Origin of the sequence: Cellulophaga lytica DSM 7489 (genome assembly GCF_000190595.1) — a bacterium.
GTDB lineage: Bacteria > Bacteroidota > Bacteroidia > Flavobacteriales > Flavobacteriaceae > Cellulophaga > Cellulophaga lytica.
On sequence record NC_015167.1, the window covers coordinates 548,834 to 566,452 of the forward strand.

Annotated in this window: 10 protein-coding genes; 2 read left to right on the forward strand and 8 right to left on the reverse strand. The window is 34.4% G+C overall.

Annotated elements, in window-relative coordinates:
- Window positions 1-33: 33 nt before the first annotated feature.
- Together CELLY_RS02550 and CELLY_RS02555 are read left to right on the forward strand one after the other, a co-directional pair.
- Window positions 34-1,347, forward strand: a complete 1,314-nt coding sequence (locus CELLY_RS02550; RefSeq protein WP_013620091.1) for a DUF819 family protein — start codon at window positions 34-36, stop codon at window positions 1,345-1,347.
- 84 nt (window positions 1,348-1,431) lie between these two features.
- Window positions 1,432-2,142, forward strand: coding sequence for a DUF4369 domain-containing protein (locus tag CELLY_RS02555; protein WP_013620092.1), 711 nt, complete (start codon window positions 1,432-1,434; stop codon window positions 2,140-2,142).
- 56 nt (window positions 2,143-2,198) lie between these two features.
- Here the strand turns inward: CELLY_RS02555 and CELLY_RS02560 are convergent, their stop codons facing one another.
- The 8 genes from CELLY_RS02560 to CELLY_RS02595 form a co-directional block, all read right to left on the reverse strand.
- Window positions 2,199-2,468, reverse strand: coding sequence for a hypothetical protein (locus CELLY_RS02560; protein WP_013620093.1), 270 nt, complete (start codon window positions 2,466-2,468; stop codon window positions 2,199-2,201).
- Between the two features lie 86 nt (window positions 2,469-2,554).
- Window positions 2,555-3,517: a type I phosphomannose isomerase catalytic subunit gene (locus CELLY_RS02565; RefSeq protein WP_013620094.1), complete on the reverse strand. Its 963-nt coding sequence runs from the start codon at window positions 3,515-3,517 to the stop codon at window positions 2,555-2,557.
- A gap of 30 nt (window positions 3,518-3,547) precedes the next feature.
- Window positions 3,548-3,955: a 6-pyruvoyl trahydropterin synthase family protein gene (locus tag CELLY_RS02570; protein WP_013620095.1), complete on the reverse strand. Its 408-nt coding sequence runs from the start codon at window positions 3,953-3,955 to the stop codon at window positions 3,548-3,550.
- 1 nt (window position 3,956) lies between these two features.
- On the reverse strand, window positions 3,957-4,484 hold the full coding sequence (gene idi / locus CELLY_RS02575) for an isopentenyl-diphosphate Delta-isomerase (protein ID WP_013620096.1): 528 nt from the start codon (window positions 4,482-4,484) through the stop codon (window positions 3,957-3,959).
- Window positions 4,485-4,593: 109 nt separating this feature from the next.
- Complete coding sequence (locus tag CELLY_RS02580; RefSeq protein ID WP_013620097.1) at window positions 4,594-5,547, reverse strand: PorP/SprF family type IX secretion system membrane protein; 954 nt, start codon at window positions 5,545-5,547, stop codon at window positions 4,594-4,596.
- Between the two features lie 10 nt (window positions 5,548-5,557).
- Window positions 5,558-7,576: a T9SS type B sorting domain-containing protein gene (locus CELLY_RS02585; RefSeq protein WP_013620098.1), complete on the reverse strand. Its 2,019-nt coding sequence runs from the start codon at window positions 7,574-7,576 to the stop codon at window positions 5,558-5,560.
- Between the two features lie 31 nt (window positions 7,577-7,607).
- The gene (locus CELLY_RS17275) at window positions 7,608-12,767 is read right to left on the reverse strand and encodes a collagen-like triple helix repeat-containing protein (protein ID WP_013620099.1); all 5,160 of its coding nucleotides are present in this window, start codon (window positions 12,765-12,767) and stop codon (window positions 7,608-7,610) included.
- 353 nt (window positions 12,768-13,120) lie between these two features.
- Window positions 13,121-17,596 (reverse strand): Calx-beta domain-containing protein, encoded by a 4,476-nt coding sequence (locus CELLY_RS02595; RefSeq protein WP_038507225.1) that lies wholly within the window; start codon window positions 17,594-17,596, stop codon window positions 13,121-13,123.
- Window positions 17,597-17,619: the final 23 nt, after the last annotated feature.

The following is a 17,619-nucleotide window of genomic DNA, read 5'->3' on the forward strand; positions in this document are numbered from 1 at the left end:
TGAGAAAACTCACTTTTTAGAACAACTATACGTATGACCGAAAATTTTATTGAACCACTTATTACAGATGATAAAGTTGTTTTTGGATTACTAACACTTTGCTTAGGCTTTGTTTTTTACACCTCTGCAAAAAAAACTGGTTTTTGGGGTAAATTTTACACCATTGTACCTGGTATTTTACTTTGTTACTTATTACCTGCAATTTTAACCTCTACAGGAATTATTGCAGAAACTTGGAAAACAGTAGATGATGCAGGTATAATAACAGAACACGAGTCTGGCTTATACCATATGGCAAGTAGGTATTTATTACCTGCCGCTTTGGTTTTAATGACCTTAAGTATAGACTTAAAAGCAATAACCAATTTAGGCTCTAAAGCTCTAATTATGTTTTTAACAGGTTCTGTAGGTATAATTATTGGCGGGCCATTAGCTATATTAATTGTTTCTATTTTTTCTCCGGATACTGTTGGTGGTAATGATTTTGATGCTATATGGAGAGGACTTTCTACCATTGCTGGTAGTTGGATTGGTGGTGGAGCAAACCAAGCTGCTATGTTAGAAATTTTTCAGTATAATCCAGAAAAATATGGTGGTATGGTACTTATAGATGTTGTTGTAGCTAATATTTGGATGGCCATTATTTTATTAGGTGTTGGTAAAACTACTAAAATTGACAAGTGGTTAAAAGCAGATGCATCTGCCATAGAAAAATTAAAGGTGAAAGTAACTGCTTTTACAGAAAAAATTACAAGAATACCAACTACACAAGATTATATGATGTTGCTTTTCTTTGCGTTTACGGCAGTTGGCTTAGCACATTTTTTAGGTGAAAACATTAGCTCTTATTTAGGAGATAATGTTGCTGCTGTAGCAGATAAAAAAAGTTTTTTATCTTTTTTAGGTTCTAGCTTTTTCTGGATGGTTGTTTTAGCTACTATTGCTGGTATAGCATTATCTTTTACAAAAGCTAAAAACTTAGAAGGTGCTGGTGCTAGTAAAATAGGCGGTGTGTTTATATACATTTTAGTTGCTACTATTGGTATGAAAATGGATTTAGGTAAGGTATTAGAAAACCCAGGATTAATTGCCATTGGCTTAATTTGGATTACAATACACGCTGGTTTACTAATATTAGTTGCTAAACTTATTAAGGCTCCTTATTTCTTTTTAGCTGTTGGTAGCCAAGCCAATGTTGGTGGTGCAGCTTCTGCGCCTATAGTAGCTGCAGAGTTTCACCCATCATTAACATCTGTAGGAGTGCTACTTGCTGTTTTTGGCTATGTAGTAGGTACAGGCGGTGCACTACTTTGTGCATACCTTATGGAAGTTGCCTCTGCTCTTTAATTAAAAAGTTATACACAAAACAAAAAGCATTAACGATTTTTTAAGAAAAATTATTGATATTTGCTGCACTTAAAAAATTATAAAATGAATAGATTTTTTCTTCTGTTTCTTCTAGGCATTAGCATTATTGCTTGTAATTCTACAACTAAAAACACTATGACTGTTTCTGGTAATGTAAAAGGCCTAAAAAAAGGAACATTGTATTTACAAAAAGTGAATGATACTGTTTTAATTACAGTTGATTCTTTACAAATTAAAGGAGATGGTAATTATACATTATCTACTGAATTAGAAAGTCCTGAAATATTTTATTTGTATTTAGACAAGTCTGATAACTCTGAATTTAATGATAGAATTACTTTTTTTGGAGAACCTGGTAACATTACTATTAATACAGCTTGGAACACATTTGCTTTAAATGCAAAAATTGAAGGATCTGATTCTCAAAAAAAACTAGAAGAGTTTAGAAAAAATGCTTCTAAGTTTAATGCAGAAGCATTACGCCTTGCACAAACGGCACAGTTGCCAGGCATACAAGGTAATGACCAAGCTATAGATTCTTTAAATAAAATGTTATCTAAAAATAACTTACGTGGATATTTGTATGCTTTAAACTACTCATTAAACCACAAAGAGTCTTACGTGGCTCCTTATTTAGCTTTAACAGAAGTACCAGATGTTAATGTTAAATACCTAGACTCTATCTACAACTCATTGCCAGATAGTATATCGGTTTCTAAATATGGTAAAAAGTTAAAAGAACATATTAGCAAAGTAAAAGCTGCTAACAAATAAGCATAAAAAAACATCCGCCAATGGCGGATGTTTTTATTTTGTATAAACAGTAAAAATTAACCTAATTTGTTAACCTCTGCTATTAATTCTGTAGCTTTAGTTTCTAGCTCTGTACGTACAGCACTTAAATGCTTACTTCTATTATCTACATCTTTATTGTTTACTTTAGCGATTAACTCATCAAAAGTAGCAATTGCAGAATCTATAATTTTAGAACCTTCCTTAGAATCTTTAGAGTTTGAAGTTGCTTCCCAAAAGTAAACTGCTTCAATAATATCTCCTAAAACAAAATTGATGTCTTTTTTTAAATCTCTTATGCTTGCCATTTGTATTTATTTTTATGCAAAAATACATATTTAACTTATACAAAGAGTTTCTAACCCTTAATATATTAGCTTAAGTCTTAAATAGGTTAAATTGTTACTTCTAATAACTTAGCTCCGCTAGAAATTATTTCTATAGATTTAGAAAGTGCTGGTACTAAAATAGTTTCTCCTTTTACCAAGTTAGCTTCACCAAATTCGTTTTTCACAGTTGCAGAACCACCTACACACATATAAATAGTAAAAGAGTCTCTACTAGTTACATCTTGTTTAATATTTTCCGTTAATTCTATAAAATTAGTTTTAAAGTAAGGGCAATCTACCATTGTGTTTACCTCATTCTTCTCTGTACTATATGCAACTTTAAAATCGTCCTTTTTAGTATAATCTATAGCATCTAAAGCTTGCTCTGTATGCAACTCTCTTAGGTTTCCGTTTTTATCCTTACGGTTAAAATCAAAAACTCGATAAGTAACGTCAGAAGTTTGCTGAATTTCTGCTAATAAAACACCTGCACCAATTGCGTGTATTTTTCCTGTATTAATAAAAAAAGTATCACCTTCTTTTACCTTTTCATAGTTTAGTAAATCTAGTAACGTATCATTTTTAATACTGTTGGCATACTCATCTTTAGCTACATCTTTATTAAAACCTACAATAAGCTCAGCATCTTGGTCTGCATCCATTACATACCACATTTCTGTTTTACCAAAAGAGTTATGTCTTTTTTTAGCCAACTCATCATTTGGGTGTAACTGTATAGATAAATCTTGCTTGGCATCTATAAATTTTATCAATATAGGAAACTCTTTGCCAAAACGTTCTGCTACACTTACGCCTAAAAGATCATTTGTTTGTGTATTAATTAGCTCTTGCAATGATATACCTGCTAAATCTCCGTTAGAAACCACAGAAACATCTCCTTTAACGGTAGACAACTCCCAGCTTTCTCCTGTTATATCATTTTCTATGGGCTTATTTAAAACATCTCTTAACTTGGTACCTCCCCAAAGTCTTTCTTTTAAAATAGGGTTAAATTTTAACGGATACATATATGTGTTGTTTATAAATTTGACATTTTTTTATCCAGAATAGGTTACATAGTTTCGTGGGGTCTCATACAATACAACCTCCAAGTCTTTTGTAGCATCTATCTCTGGTCTAAGCTTGTTCCAAATAACCACAGCTATGTTTTCTGCTGTTGGGTTTAATTCTTTAAACTCTGGAACCTCTATATTTAAATTTTTATGATCTAAAGCTTTCTCTATTTTTTCTTTAATAAGATCTTTTAAAACTTTCATATCCATTACAAAGCCTGTTGTAGGGTCTATTTCTCCTGCAACGCTAACAATAAGTTCATAATTGTGACCGTGATAATTAGGATTGCTACACAAACCAAAAACTGCTTTATTTTTTTCTGCATCCCAATCTTTATTATGCAGTCTGTGAGCCGAATTAAAATGTGCTTTTCTACTTACTTTAACCTTCATATTAATATTGGTTTTGAAGTGTGTACTTGTGAAAACGGTCAAAAATTATTTTAAACCATTCTGTATAGTTTTGAGGATTTTTATTGATATCTATTTTTATATCATCTAAAGCCATCCATTTCCAATCTTCTACTTCTGCTTTGTTTATATTGGGCTCATCATTAAACTTCCCAATCATTACATGGTCTAATTCATGCTCTGTTAAACCATTATCAAAAGGAGCTTTGTATATAAATGAAAAAAGTTCTTTTAGTTCTGTTACAAATCCCATTTCTTCTTGTAACCTTCTTTTACCTGCTTCTAAGTTAGTCTCACCTACTCTTTGGTGACTGCAACAGGTGTTGGTCCATAACAAAGGAGAGTGGTATTTCTCTGATGCACGTTGCTGCAACATTGTTTCTCCTTTATCATTCATTACAAATACAGAAAATGCTCTATGGAGGAGTGCTTTTTCATGAGCCTCCATTTTACCCATTGTTCCTATTTGCTGGTCTTGTTCGTTAACTAATATTACTTGTTCTTCAATCATAATATTACAAAAATAAGACCTTTATGTTATTTATGAGCAACATAAAAAAGAAAAAACACCTTTACAAGTAAAAGTGTTTTTCATCTATTTTTATCGCTAAATTATTAAATTAAAAGAATCTAGGCGATTTTAAATTTTTCTTAGTTTTTATAAAGTCATAACGCAACATTACCTCAAAAGAGCCATCATTAAATGAAGTACTACCTAGTTCTGTTGTTTCTTTATCGTAGGCTAAACCTATCATAAAATCTTCTGACACTTGAAAACCAAACATTCCACTAAATGCCGCACTCCAACGGTATGCTCCCCCTAAAATAAATTTATCGTTAAACATAAAATTAGCAGACAAATCTACTTGTAATGGAGCACCTTTTACACCTTTGGTTAAAATTGTTGGTTTAAACTTTACAGATTCATTTAAATCAAAAACATATCCTGTCATTAAATAAATATGCATTTGCTCATTTGCTACTGTTGGGTTAGAACCCTCTGCAAAATGTTTTGTTTCTAATATTCTTGGAACAGATAAACCTGCATAAAATTTTTCTGTATGATAATAAACTCCAGCACCAACATTTGGTGAAAATCTATTATCAATATCTTGCTGTAAAGTTGGATCTACACCATTGCTATTATCTTGGTTTAGTTCTGAAAAACGAACATCTAATAAGTGTGCACTAGCCTTTAAACCAAATGACAATCTACCCTCTAAAGATGTATATATTGTATAGGAAAAATCGCCATCAAAATAGGTTTCTGAAGTTGGACCAATTACATCGTTAACCACAGAAAAACCAACTCCCACACCTCTATACCCAACTGGTGTATGAAAATTAAAGGTTTGCGTTTTTGGCGCCCCCTCTAGACCTACCCATTGAGACCTGTGCAGTAAACCAACACTCATATGACCACGAGAACCTGCATAAGCCGGATTTATACTAATGGTATTGTACATATACTGTGTGTATTGCGCATCTTGCTGTGCCCAACCAGATACAGTACCTAAGGTTAACAGCAATGTAATTGCTATTAATAGTTTATAATATTTTATTATTGCGCTCATAAACTTAATGCTATTTGTTTAAATATATGTAGCCGCTAAGCTGTTTAGTTTTACCTGCTGGTGTTGTATAATCTAACACATAAAAATATGTTCCAACTGGTAATTTTTTATCTTTATTAACTGTAACTCTACCGTGAGATGTACCGTCAAAATTATTGTTTTGAGTGTCATAAGACTTTGTAACAAACACTTGTACTCCCCATCTATTGTATATTCTAATAGTATTGTTAGGGAACCTCTCTAGTCCTGTTATTTTAAGTACATCATGTATACCATCTCCGTTAGGTGTAACTACATTAAATATTTCTATACCATCTTCTTCAGTCTCTGGAAAGTCTAAATAATCTGGAATTCCGTCTCCGTCTGCATCATCATTTGCATAATCTCCATCTTTATTAATGTCTTCATCAATAGTTGGTATGCCGTCTCCATCATCATCCGCATCTCTATAATCAGATTCGTTATCACCATCTGAGTTAGGTAAATCATTTAAAGGATCATCTATTTCATCATTTTTATCATCATCAATAGATGTTTCTCCTTCAAAACCATCATCTAGACCATCGTTATCCTTATCAGACCCTACAAATGTATCATCTGGAATACCATTACTGTCTGTATCATTAGCTTCTATTACATCTGGCACACCATCGTTATCACTGTCTTCATCTAAGTAATCTGGCAAACTATCTCCATCTGTATCTACCGGAAATATTCCTAAATTACCATCAGTTTCATAAGCGTCATCTAAACCATTACCGTTTTCGTCTAAACCACTAGGAGGTACATAATCTGCTGTAGTTTGCGCTTCAACGTTATCTGGAATACCATCATCATCTGCATCTATATCTAAATAATCTGGAATACCATCACCATCCGTATCTGTAGGATCTGTAGCTGGGTTATTATCTCCGTCTAAGTTCAGATCTTCAAAACTATCTAATATACCATCATTATCTGCATCTAAATCTGTCATTTCTGCCTCATTCACAATAACAGTAATAGTAGATGTACTACAATTACCTAGAGTATCACAAATGGTATAAGTAAAAGTATCTCTACCAATATATCCTGAGTTTGGCGTGTATGTTATAACATCATCAGACGGGTTGTTTGGTGTACCATTATCATTTACGTCAATTGTACCGTTTGTTGGGTTTGTTGTTGTAAATGTACCATTGGTAGGTAAATCGTTATCATTTAAATGCCAATTATCTATAATTAATGTTTCATCTTCATTAGTTGCTACAACATCATCTTGTGTATCTAATATTGGTACAACAGTAACATCTACAGTTGCTGTACTACAATCACCATAACTATTACACACGGTGTATGTAAAAGAGTCTGGACCATTATAATTTGCATCTGGGATATAGGTAATAATATCATCAGACGGAATATTTGGTGTTCCATTATCATCAATAGTTACCGTACCATTTACAGGGTCTGAAGTTGTTAATGTACCAGGATTAGGTAAACCATTATCATTAGCAAAAACATCTACGATTATTGAGGTGTCTTCATCTACTGTAACAATATCATCTTCTAAATCACTTGCCTCACTCATACATACTACCTTAAAACTAGGTAGCTGAACAGAGTTACCTGCTTTAAGCAATGTTGCCACATATTTTATAACATCTTTAGTTGCTATAACTTGTGGTGCTGTTTGATTACCTGTTAACGCAGGAGACCAACTTACAGTTGCTCCTGCCGGCACATTAGCAGAAATATCTAATGTGACCTCATTATTTGGAGTATTACAGTCTGTTAATATAAAATATGTACTTGCGTTTTTACCACACAAGGTACCATCATACGTTGCAAAATATACGCCAGGCTGACTAACTTCATAGAAGAAATCGGTACCTAAAACAGTACTTGTATCAGCTGCATTATACCACTTATAATTATTCTCGTCTGTACTATTTGGTGCTTGCAATAAAAATTGAGCACTAACTACATTAGCGCAAAACAAGCCTAGTAGCAGAGCGAATAAAAATTTATATGTTTTAATTGATTTCAAATTTCTAGGATAAGTTTTTATTCGCTTTAGCTTACTTTACTACAAATACAACGTTTATTAAAGTGTTGTAGTCTGTAGGTTGATTAGTTACTGTATATGTTAATACTCCATTTGCATTTATAGACATTGTAGCCGTATTAAATACAGTAGGATCTGCATATGTAACATAGTAATATAATTCTGTTCTAGTATATGTTGGTAAAGCTGATGGTGCACCTGCACTACCAATAGTTGGCGTACCATATTGCTTAATATACTCATCATATAAATCTAATGTTTTAGTTCCGTTTGTTGCAACATCTACTTCTACAGAAGGCGGATAAAATATACGTGCTGCTTTAGATGTAATAGGAGCTATTGCTTGTATTACTTCTTGTACATTTGTTTCTGCTGTTGGTGATGCTTCACCTCCTTCATCTACATCTATAGGTGTACGTAACTCTACTTCGTCATCATATTGATCATCTGAACCTAAATCTGATAATGGAACATTAAAGTTTCCTCCGCCATCTGTTAATCTTAAATTAGTACCTACTACTCTAAAATTAGTATTGTATTCGTTACCGATTACAGAATCTGCATCATCAACATTAATAGTAACATTGTTACCTCCTGATATAGCTACATAACCTGCATTACCATTTGTTGATAATGTCTGATCATCTGATGCTGGATCTCCTGGATCTCCTTTTTGTCCCGCTGGTCCTTGTGGTCCTTGAGCACCTGTTGCTCCAGTGGCACCTCTCTCACCTTGATCTCCTTTATCTCCTTTATCTCCCTTTTGACCATCCTGACCATTTTGTCCTGGTTGTCCTTGAGGTCCCTGCGGACCTTGTGCTCCTGTTGCTCCAGTGGCACCTCTTTCACCCTGATCTCCTTTATCTCCTTTATCTCCTTGTGGACCCTGTGCACCTGTTGCACCAGTCTCACCTTGGATTCCCTGTATTCCCTGAGGTCCTTGGTCTCCCTGATCTCCTTTTTCTCCTTGTGGACCTTGAGCACCTGTTGCACCAGTCTCACCTTGGATTCCTTGTGGGCCAGTTTCTCCTTGGATTCCCTGAGGTCCTTGGTCGCCCTGATCTCCTTTTTCTCCTTGTGGACCTTGAGCACCTGTTGCACCAGTCTCACCTTGGATTCCTTGTGGACCAGTTTCTCCTTGGATTCCCTGTATTCCTTGAGGTCCTTGGTCACCCTGATCGCCTTTATCTCCTTTTTCTCCCTGTGGACCCTGTGCTCCTGTTGCACCAGTCTCACCTTGGATTCCTTGTGGGCCAGTTTCTCCTTGGATACCTTGAGGTCCTTGGTCTCCCTGATCGCCTTTTTCTCCTTGTGGACCCTGTGCTCCTGTTGCACCAGTCTCACCTTGTATTCCTTGTGGGCCAGTTTCTCCTTGGATACCTTGAGGTCCTTGGTCTCCCTGATCGCCTTTATCTCCTTTTTCTCCTTGTGGACCTTGTGCGCCTGTTGCGCCAGTCTCACCTTGGATTCCTTGTGGGCCAGTTTCTCCTTGGATACCTTGAGGTCCTTGGTCGCCCTGATCTCCTTTTTCTCCTTGTGGACCTTGCGCTCCTGTTGCGCCAGTCTCACCTTGGATTCCTTGTGGGCCAGTTTCTCCTTGGATACCTTGAGGTCCTTGGTCTCCCTGATCGCCTTTATCTCCTTTTTCTCCTTGTGGACCAGAATCTGGATCTACCCAAGTATATACTCCTGCTCCATCAGTTGATAAAACTTGTCCGTCTGCACCTCCTGTAGGTAATTCTATTTCGTTTTGATTGTCATTATCTCCGTCTGTGTATGCAACAGTGTAATTGCCAGAACCATCATTAGTTACATTAATATCTCCTGCTCCTATAACTGTCTCTCTGTAATTTGATAAGTCAATTGGTGTAGCTGTTGGATCATTAGTTAACGTTAAGTTATCTCCAGTTAATGATAAATCTTGACTGTCTGTACCTACAAAATTGGTTAAAGTACCATCCTCTGATGTGTAGGTAAAGCTACCATCTCCATTATTTACTAATGTTGTAACTGTATTATTTGTGTCAATAGTTGCAGCATTACCAGAATCATCCGTGATTGTAAATGTTCCATCTCCATTATCTAAAACAGTAGAACGCTTTGAATCAAATGTAGTTGCAGCTCCGCTCTCGTTTTCATAAGTAAATGTTCCGTCTCCATTATCTGTTAAAGAGGTAATAGTTTCGTCAATTGTAACTGATGCTACATTTAAATATAAACCACCATCTGTACCCACTTGAATATCGTTGTTGGCATCTGAACTTACTAATCCTATTGTTTGAGAAGAACCTGTACCGTCTGTATATGTTATTGTACCATCATTGTTATTAACTAAAGTACCAGCAACCTGGTTTGTATCAATAGTTGCAGCATTACCAGAATCATCTGTTAATGTAAAGGTTCCATCACCGTTGTCTAATACTGTAGAACGCTTTGCATCAAATGTAGTGGTTACTCCATCTTCGTTTGTATACGTAAATGTACCATCTGTATTGTCTACTAAAGTTGATAAAGTCTCTGTAAATGTAGTTATTGTACCATTTTCTGATGTGTACGTAAAACTACCATCGCCATTATCTACTAAAGTAGTTATGGTATTGTTGGTATCTACTGTTGCTGAATTTCCTGAGTCATCTGTTAATGTAAAGGTTCCATCGCCGTTGTCTACTACTGTAGAACGCTTTGCATCAAATGTAGTGGTTACACCATCTTCGTTTGTATACGTAAATGTTCCGTCTGTATTATCTACTAAAGTTGTTACTGTTTCATCAATTGTAACAGATGCAACATTCAAATACAATCCACCATCTGCCCCAACTTGGATATCATTATTAGCTTGATCACTAACCAAATCAATAACTTGATCCGTTCCATCCTCATTTGTGTATGTAATTGTACCGTCATTATTATTAACTAGATTAGTTAACGTCTCCAAGTCTTTAATATCGATAACTGTATCTACTCCGTCTTCATCTCTATACGTGAAAGTACCATCAGTGTTTGCTACTACAGTAGTTAAAGTTTCTAAGTTTTCTACAATCGCTGTTAAGTCTAACTGTGTGGTATTTCCGTCCTCATCTGTATAATCAATATTTGTATTATCTGCATTTAAAGCTGCTACTGTTAACGTCTCTAAGTCTTTAATATCGATAACTGTATCTACACCATCTTCGTCTCTATATGTGAAAGTACCATCAGTGTTTGCTACTACAGTAGTTAAAGTTTCTAAGTTTTCTACAATCGCTGTTAAGTCTAACTGTGTGGTATTTCCGTCCTCATCTGTATAATCGATGTTTGTATTATCTGCATTTAAAGCTGCTACTGTTAACGTCTCTAAGTCTTTAATATCGATAACTGTATCTACTCCGTCTTCATCTCTATACGTGAAAGTACCATCAGTGTTTGCTACTACAGTAGTTAAAGTTTCTAAGTTTTCTACTAATGCAGTTAAGTCTAACTGTGTGGTGTTTCCGTCTTCATCTGTATAATCAATATTTGTATTATCTGCATTTAAAGCTGCTACTGTTAATGTCTCTAAGTCTTTAATATCAATAACCGTATCTACTCCATCTTCATCTCTATACGTGAAAGTACCATCAGTATTTGCTACTACAGTAGTTAAAGTTTCTAAGTTCTCTACAATCGCTGTTAAGTCTAACTGTGTGGTATTTCCGTCTTCATCTGTATAATCGATATTTGTATTATCTGCATTTAAAGCTGCTACTGTTAACGTCTCTAAGTCTTTAATATCGATAACTGTATCTACACCATCTTCGTCTCTATACGTGAAAGTACCATCAGTGTTTGCTACTACAGTAGTTAAAGTTTCTAAGTTTTCTACAATAGCTGTTAAGTCTAACTGTGTGGTGTTTCCATCTTCATCTGTATAATCAATATTTGTATTATCAGCATTTAAAGCTGCTACTGTTAACGTTTCTAAGTCTTTAATATCAATAACCGTATCTACACCATCTTCATCTCTGTATGTGAAAGTACCATCAGTGTTTGCTACTACAGTAGTTAAGGTTTCTAAGTTTTCTACAATAGCTGTTAAGTCTAACTGTGTGGTGTTTCCATCTTCATCTGTATAATCAATATTTGTATTATCAGCATTTAAAGCTGCTACTGTTAACGTTTCTAAGTCTTTAATATCAATAACCGTATCTACACCATCTTCATCTCTGTATGTGAAAGTACCATCAGTGTTTGCTACTACAGTAGTTAAAGTTTCTAAGTTTTCTACAATAGCTGTTAAGTCTAACTGTGTGGTGTTTCCATCTTCGTCTGTATAATCGATATTTGTATTATCTGCATTTAAAGCTGCTACTGTTAATGTCTCTAAGTCTTTAATATCAATAACCGTATCTACACCATCTTCATCTCTATATGTGAAAGTACCATCAGTATTTGCTACTACAGTAGTTAAAGTTTCTAAGTTTTCTACTAATGCAGTTAAGTCTAACTGTGTGGTGTTTCCATCTTCGTCTGTATAATCGATATTTGTATTATCTGCATTTAAAGCTGCTACTGTTAATGTCTCTAAGTCTTTAATATCGATAACTGTATCTACACCATCTTCATCTCTGTATGTGAAAGTACCATCAGTATTTGCTACTACAGTAGTTAAAGTTTCTAAGTTTTCTACTAATGCAGTTAAGTCTAACTGTGTGGTGTTTCCATCTTCATCTGTATAATCAATATTTGTATTATCAGCATTTAAAGCTGCTACTGTTAACGTCTCTAAGTCTTTAATATCGATAACTGTATCTACACCATCTTCATCTCTGTATGTGAAAGTACCATCAGTATTAGCCATTATAGTTGTCAATGTTTCAACTATGTGTAAGCTCGTCAAATCAACACTAGAAGTTCCCCCATTTTCTAATTGAAGTGTCAATGTGTTTGTATCTGAATCGAAACTAAAATCTTGAATTTGCTGATCATCAGTAGATGTCAACTCCCAAGAATTACCATCCCAAAAGTAAATTACTCCAGTATCTGTGTTTACATATACATCTCCTAAATCTGCTCCTGCAGGACTGGTCATACCTGCTACAGTGACATCTGTACCGCTTAAAACCTCACAATTACATTGATCTTCTAAGGTCACGGTAGTTTGTGAGAATGCAATTGATGATATTAAAAGCATCATCGGTAGTAAAATCTTCTTCATACTGGGGTTTTTTATTCTATTCATTTCTTTGTAATAAGTTAAGATGCTTGTACTTCTACTCTATTCTTTTGAGTTGATACATTTAAACATCTGATTGTAACTTATACATAACTTTACTTTACAAAATTAACGTTAGATAGTCCGCTAGAAAATAAATGTTGTGTATAGCCCTATTTGTATGGTTAACTTCTATAAAAACAATGTGGAGTATAATTATGTTTGTTAAATTGGTTATGAACAGACGTTTTTAATCGATAACAATGCCATTTTAAACGGATTACAAAAAAAACAAAAGACTACAATTAAGTAGTCTTTATCTTGTTTTTATATCTGTAAATTAACTTTTATCAATTTTAATTTCCTTTTATTCTGTACGTAATATTTCTATTTGTAATAGCATTAAAAACTTTTAACACTACAAAGGGAGAAAACTCTGAAGTAGAATTTGAAATTGTTGCTGTAGTAGTTACAAAATTTCCAACAGTTACAGATGCTGGTTTTGGAATTACAAACCTAAATTTATTTGTAGTATCATTATTTCCATCATCATCTGAATAAGAAGAAGTATTAGGAAATTGATCTGACGAACTACCTTCTACCATAGAACCGATAAACACTTGTCCTTCTCCATAATCTGTAACCATACCTAAACTATTGTCTCCTGTATTTGCAGTTCCTTCATTAATATCTGTTAAAAACAACTCTATGGTAGCGCCTGGTCTAGACCAACCCTCTACTATAATGTTAGATCCAGATACAAATGCATTAGATATTACTGCAAAGTTAGCTAAACCGTTAGGCCCACTATCTGCATCTCCGTTATCATTAATAGTTACGCCATCACCAACAGCATTACCTGCATCTAAGTCTATACCTAAAGCATGGCTTGTAGTTCCGTTAGCAAATATTGAATTCCTAGATATTAAATTTCCACTAGTATTACCTCCTGCTATTACTATACCTGCACCACCATTAGATGTTATTATATTGTTAGTAATTGCGGCATTATTGCCATCAATTTTTATACCTGCATTTTCAATTACACCACTACAATTCCCTCCATTCTGTCCAGAGGTTTTAATTGTATTTTCTAAAACAACAACATCGTCTACATCTTCAACTTCAATACCTAGTGCTCCGGCTTTTTCTATTAAATTTTGCGTAATTGTTATATTATTTCCCCCATCAATAAATATATTATCAAAGCAAGCCCCTGTTCCATTTTCTGTTAAATGATTATTTTGAACAAGTACAGAAGAACCTCCCCTAATTTGTATACCTGCATTGGAGTTTGTTGTTATAAAATTTGAATCTATTGTAGCATCTCCTCCTGTAACTTCTACACCATAATCAATATTACCTGCATTAGCACCAACAGCATTAACACCCAAAAGTGAATGAGAAACTGTACCTTGGCCTCCACTAATAATAACACCTGCATTGTTATTAGCATATACAGATACGTTACGTATTACAGTACCATTACCAGAAGTATTAAGAACATCACCATTATTTTTATGAATTTGTATTTCTGGTCTATCATATCCTGGTAAAGCAATAGCGGAAACACCAACAGATGTACCACCTGCGCCCTCTGCTCCAAAATTAGAATTTCCAGAATATGCTGTTTGTGTACGCCCGTCTATAATGGTGTTTTCTCCTGTTATTACCTCTAAAGGATTACCATTAGATATTAAAATATCAAAAATACCACCAGTGTAATTTTGATCTGCAGTTCTTCCTAATGCATCTGATGTTGGAGGTATCATAAAAATAGATGTGTCCTCTCCTGCTCCTGGATCAAAAAGACTATTTGCTTCAATATCCACAGTTGCTTCTCCTAAGCTATTAGAATTTTTTATAAATTGATTTAAAGACCCTTGTCCGTCTTCATTTGTATTTACAATTGTATTAAAATTAAAACCAAAATCAATACCTACAACTCCATTACCCGAAACAGATACATTAGATACACTTTGAGCATTATTAATAACACCTAAAGAAACATCTTGAGTTGCTGTTGGATCTTTACCTCCTACTTCATTAGGCTCCTCTTGTATAGCTCCTGCTGTTCCAAAAGATCTATATGTTTGTACAGGGTAACAATCTGAACAGCTAAAACCTCCTCCTCTAGTAGATTTTACGGTAGAACTAACTGTTCTAATAAGGTAATCACCATCTGCCATACCACCAAAGGAGTAATAACCAGATGCATCTGTTGTTTTTCTCTGAATAAAGTTTCCTGAAGAATCAAAAAGTTCTACTACTGCTCCTTGCAAACCAACACCATTAGCTGTTGCCTGGTTACGCCCAACTCCTCCTGGGTAATTTACATCTTCAAAAACAGTACCTGCAATTAAGTTAGATGGCACTTTTATAACAACAGCTGCTGATATTACAAAATCTTGACCCACATCTACATTAGCTGTTACTTGGCTATCTGCTGGAGAAATAAATGAAGAAATATCGTACGTATCTAAATCTACTCCATATGAATTTGATATGTTGTATGTTGGATTTACTGTATTATCATAAATTGTTGAATTGTATGCGTTATTACCAGGCTGACCACCATCGTTTGCTAACACAAAATTTTGACCTGCTTGGTTTGTAATAGATAGTTCCTCAGGGTTTGTTGACCCCTCACTAAAACCATTTAAATCTGGATCTCCTTCCCAAGATAAGAATGATGCTTTTGCTCCTGTTCCAGAAATAGCATAAAAAGAATCTAATGTAAAAGATGTTCCTTCATTACTTAAACCATCAAAACCTTGGTATAAGTTTATATTTACTGCTGGTAAATTTGGATCTTCATAAAAGACCATTAATGCCCAACCACCTAAAACGGTACTAGAATTACAGTAATCTCCCGTATTATTAATAGTTAGTCCACTAAAATCAAAAACATTTGTACTTGGATTTGCTACACTTTTAACAATGTCAGTTACATCACTTACATAACCAAAAAAGTTTCTATTAGTTAAAGATGTTTGATATAGGAAATTTGCTGATACATTTTGTCCTTCAAAAATAACATCTGGATCTCTAACTGTACTTGAGTGAGCCCAATATAAATATGCTCTTTCTACCGTTCCTGTATTAGGTATAGGTGATATTAATGTATTAGAAGATGATGTAGTAATTGTACAAGGTGAAGCTCCGTTTGCACCTGTTCTTAAAGTACCACCAGTTGTAGAATAATCATAATACCCATCAAACTCCTGAAATAAAGTTAATGGATCATTTGCTAAAATTTGTGAATTAATTGTACCCGTGCCTGTATCTGCATAATTAACAGTAGCGTATTCTGCTGTAGCATTTGTAAACTCAATTTTAAAATTTTCAGCAAATTCTGGTGTACCATCATTAGTTATGGGTACAGATATAGTTTGTACATTACCTAGCTCTCCTGTAAAGGTTAAAGTACCACTTACAGCTGTATAATCACTACCTGCCAAAGCTGTATCATCTACTGTTGTATAATCTACCGTAAAAGGTGCTTCAACAAAACCAAATAAAAATACATTTCTACCGTGTGCAGCTCTTGTAGATGTTACTGTAAAAATTGCAACACCTGCATCCTCGTCTATAGTTACATCTTCAATTTCTATTACTGGTCCTTCTGGGTAACAATTAACCTGTGCTTCCCAACCTGCTCCTGTTGAATTACCATTAGATGTAAATCTAAACGTTAAACAACCAGATACCGCAGATGAATTTATTGAACTAGGAATGTTAGCACTATCATATTCACCAATTAATGGTGCACTTGTTGAATTACCATCATATATGTATAAAATATCTCCAGTTACAACTTCAAAAGCTGTAAAATCTACATTTACGTATGTATCTGCTGTATCTGGACAAATTGTGTACGTGGCATCTTCATTATTACTATAATTTGATGGACCACCTGGATCAAAAAAAGTGTCGTTACAACTATTTACCGTAACTCCATCTGTCATCACCAAGGCATCATTATCTATTATTGTACCTGTGCCTATGTCTGATATATCTATACTATTGTTAGAGGAACTTGTAATCCTAATTGTAAAATCTTCAGCTCCTTCTATAGTTGTATCTTCTAAAATTGGTATTGTTATGGTCTCAGAATCGTTAATATTACCATTAAAATTTAAGGTTCCTGTTCTAGCTGTATAATCTGCTCCTGCAGTTGCACTACCATTAAAAGTAGAATAATTAACACTGTATGAACCTGATACACTTGTAACAGTTTGTCTTACTGTAAAAGTAGCAGTACCATCAGCTTCATTAACCGTAACATCGTTTATCTCTAATACAGGACTAGACACTGCAGTAAACAAAACATTATCTATAAATATCTGGTCATTATTAGCCCAGTTATTACCACTAGTAGACCTAAAAATAATTGCGGGGTTAGATGCAACTTCTGCAGCAGACAAAGTATATGAAATAGATCCTTGGTTATTTGTATTTATGTTATTTACAAGATTCCAAGCACCTGTATTACTATTATAAATATATACTCCTAATGATTCTCCTCCTCTATTGCGAGCGTCATAATCTAAAGTAAGCGTAACAGAATCATAACCTGCTAAAGGAACAAACCTATAAATAAAAGCATTATCTAAGTTTCTTAGTCGTAATCTACCACCCGTTACCCTAATATCTCCATTCCAAGCACTATTGTTATCACCAGATTCTATCCAATTTGAAGAAAAGTTTTGGTTTCCATCGTTTCTACTGTAAGAAATAGATGAAAAATTATCTCTAAAAGTATCTTGACCTAATACCAAGCTAGTAAAAAGCAAGAAAAAAAACACTAAATATACATTAATCAACTTCATAATAAGAATTGGGTTTAATTTGG

Coding starts and splice junctions, on each gene's coding strand:
- CELLY_RS02570 (WP_013620095.1), bottom strand. CDS start 3,955: ATGAAGGTTAAAGTAAGTAGAAAAGCACATTTTAATTCGGCTCACAGA.
- CELLY_RS02560 (WP_013620093.1), bottom strand. CDS start 2,468: ATGGCAAGCATAAGAGATTTAAAAAAAGACATCAATTTTGTTTTAGGA.
- CELLY_RS02565 (WP_013620094.1), bottom strand. CDS start 3,517: ATGTATCCGTTAAAATTTAACCCTATTTTAAAAGAAAGACTTTGGGGA.
- CELLY_RS17275 (WP_013620099.1), bottom strand. CDS start 12,767: ATGAAGAAGATTTTACTACCGATGATGCTTTTAATATCATCAATTGCA.
- CELLY_RS02595 (WP_038507225.1), bottom strand. CDS start 17,596: ATGAAGTTGATTAATGTATATTTAGTGTTTTTTTTCTTGCTTTTTACT.
- CELLY_RS02555 (WP_013620092.1), top strand. CDS start 1,432: ATGAATAGATTTTTTCTTCTGTTTCTTCTAGGCATTAGCATTATTGCT.
- CELLY_RS02580 (WP_013620097.1), bottom strand. CDS start 5,547: ATGAGCGCAATAATAAAATATTATAAACTATTAATAGCAATTACATTG.
- CELLY_RS02550 (WP_013620091.1), top strand. CDS start 34: ATGACCGAAAATTTTATTGAACCACTTATTACAGATGATAAAGTTGTT.
- idi (WP_013620096.1), bottom strand. CDS start 4,484: ATGATTGAAGAACAAGTAATATTAGTTAACGAACAAGACCAGCAAATA.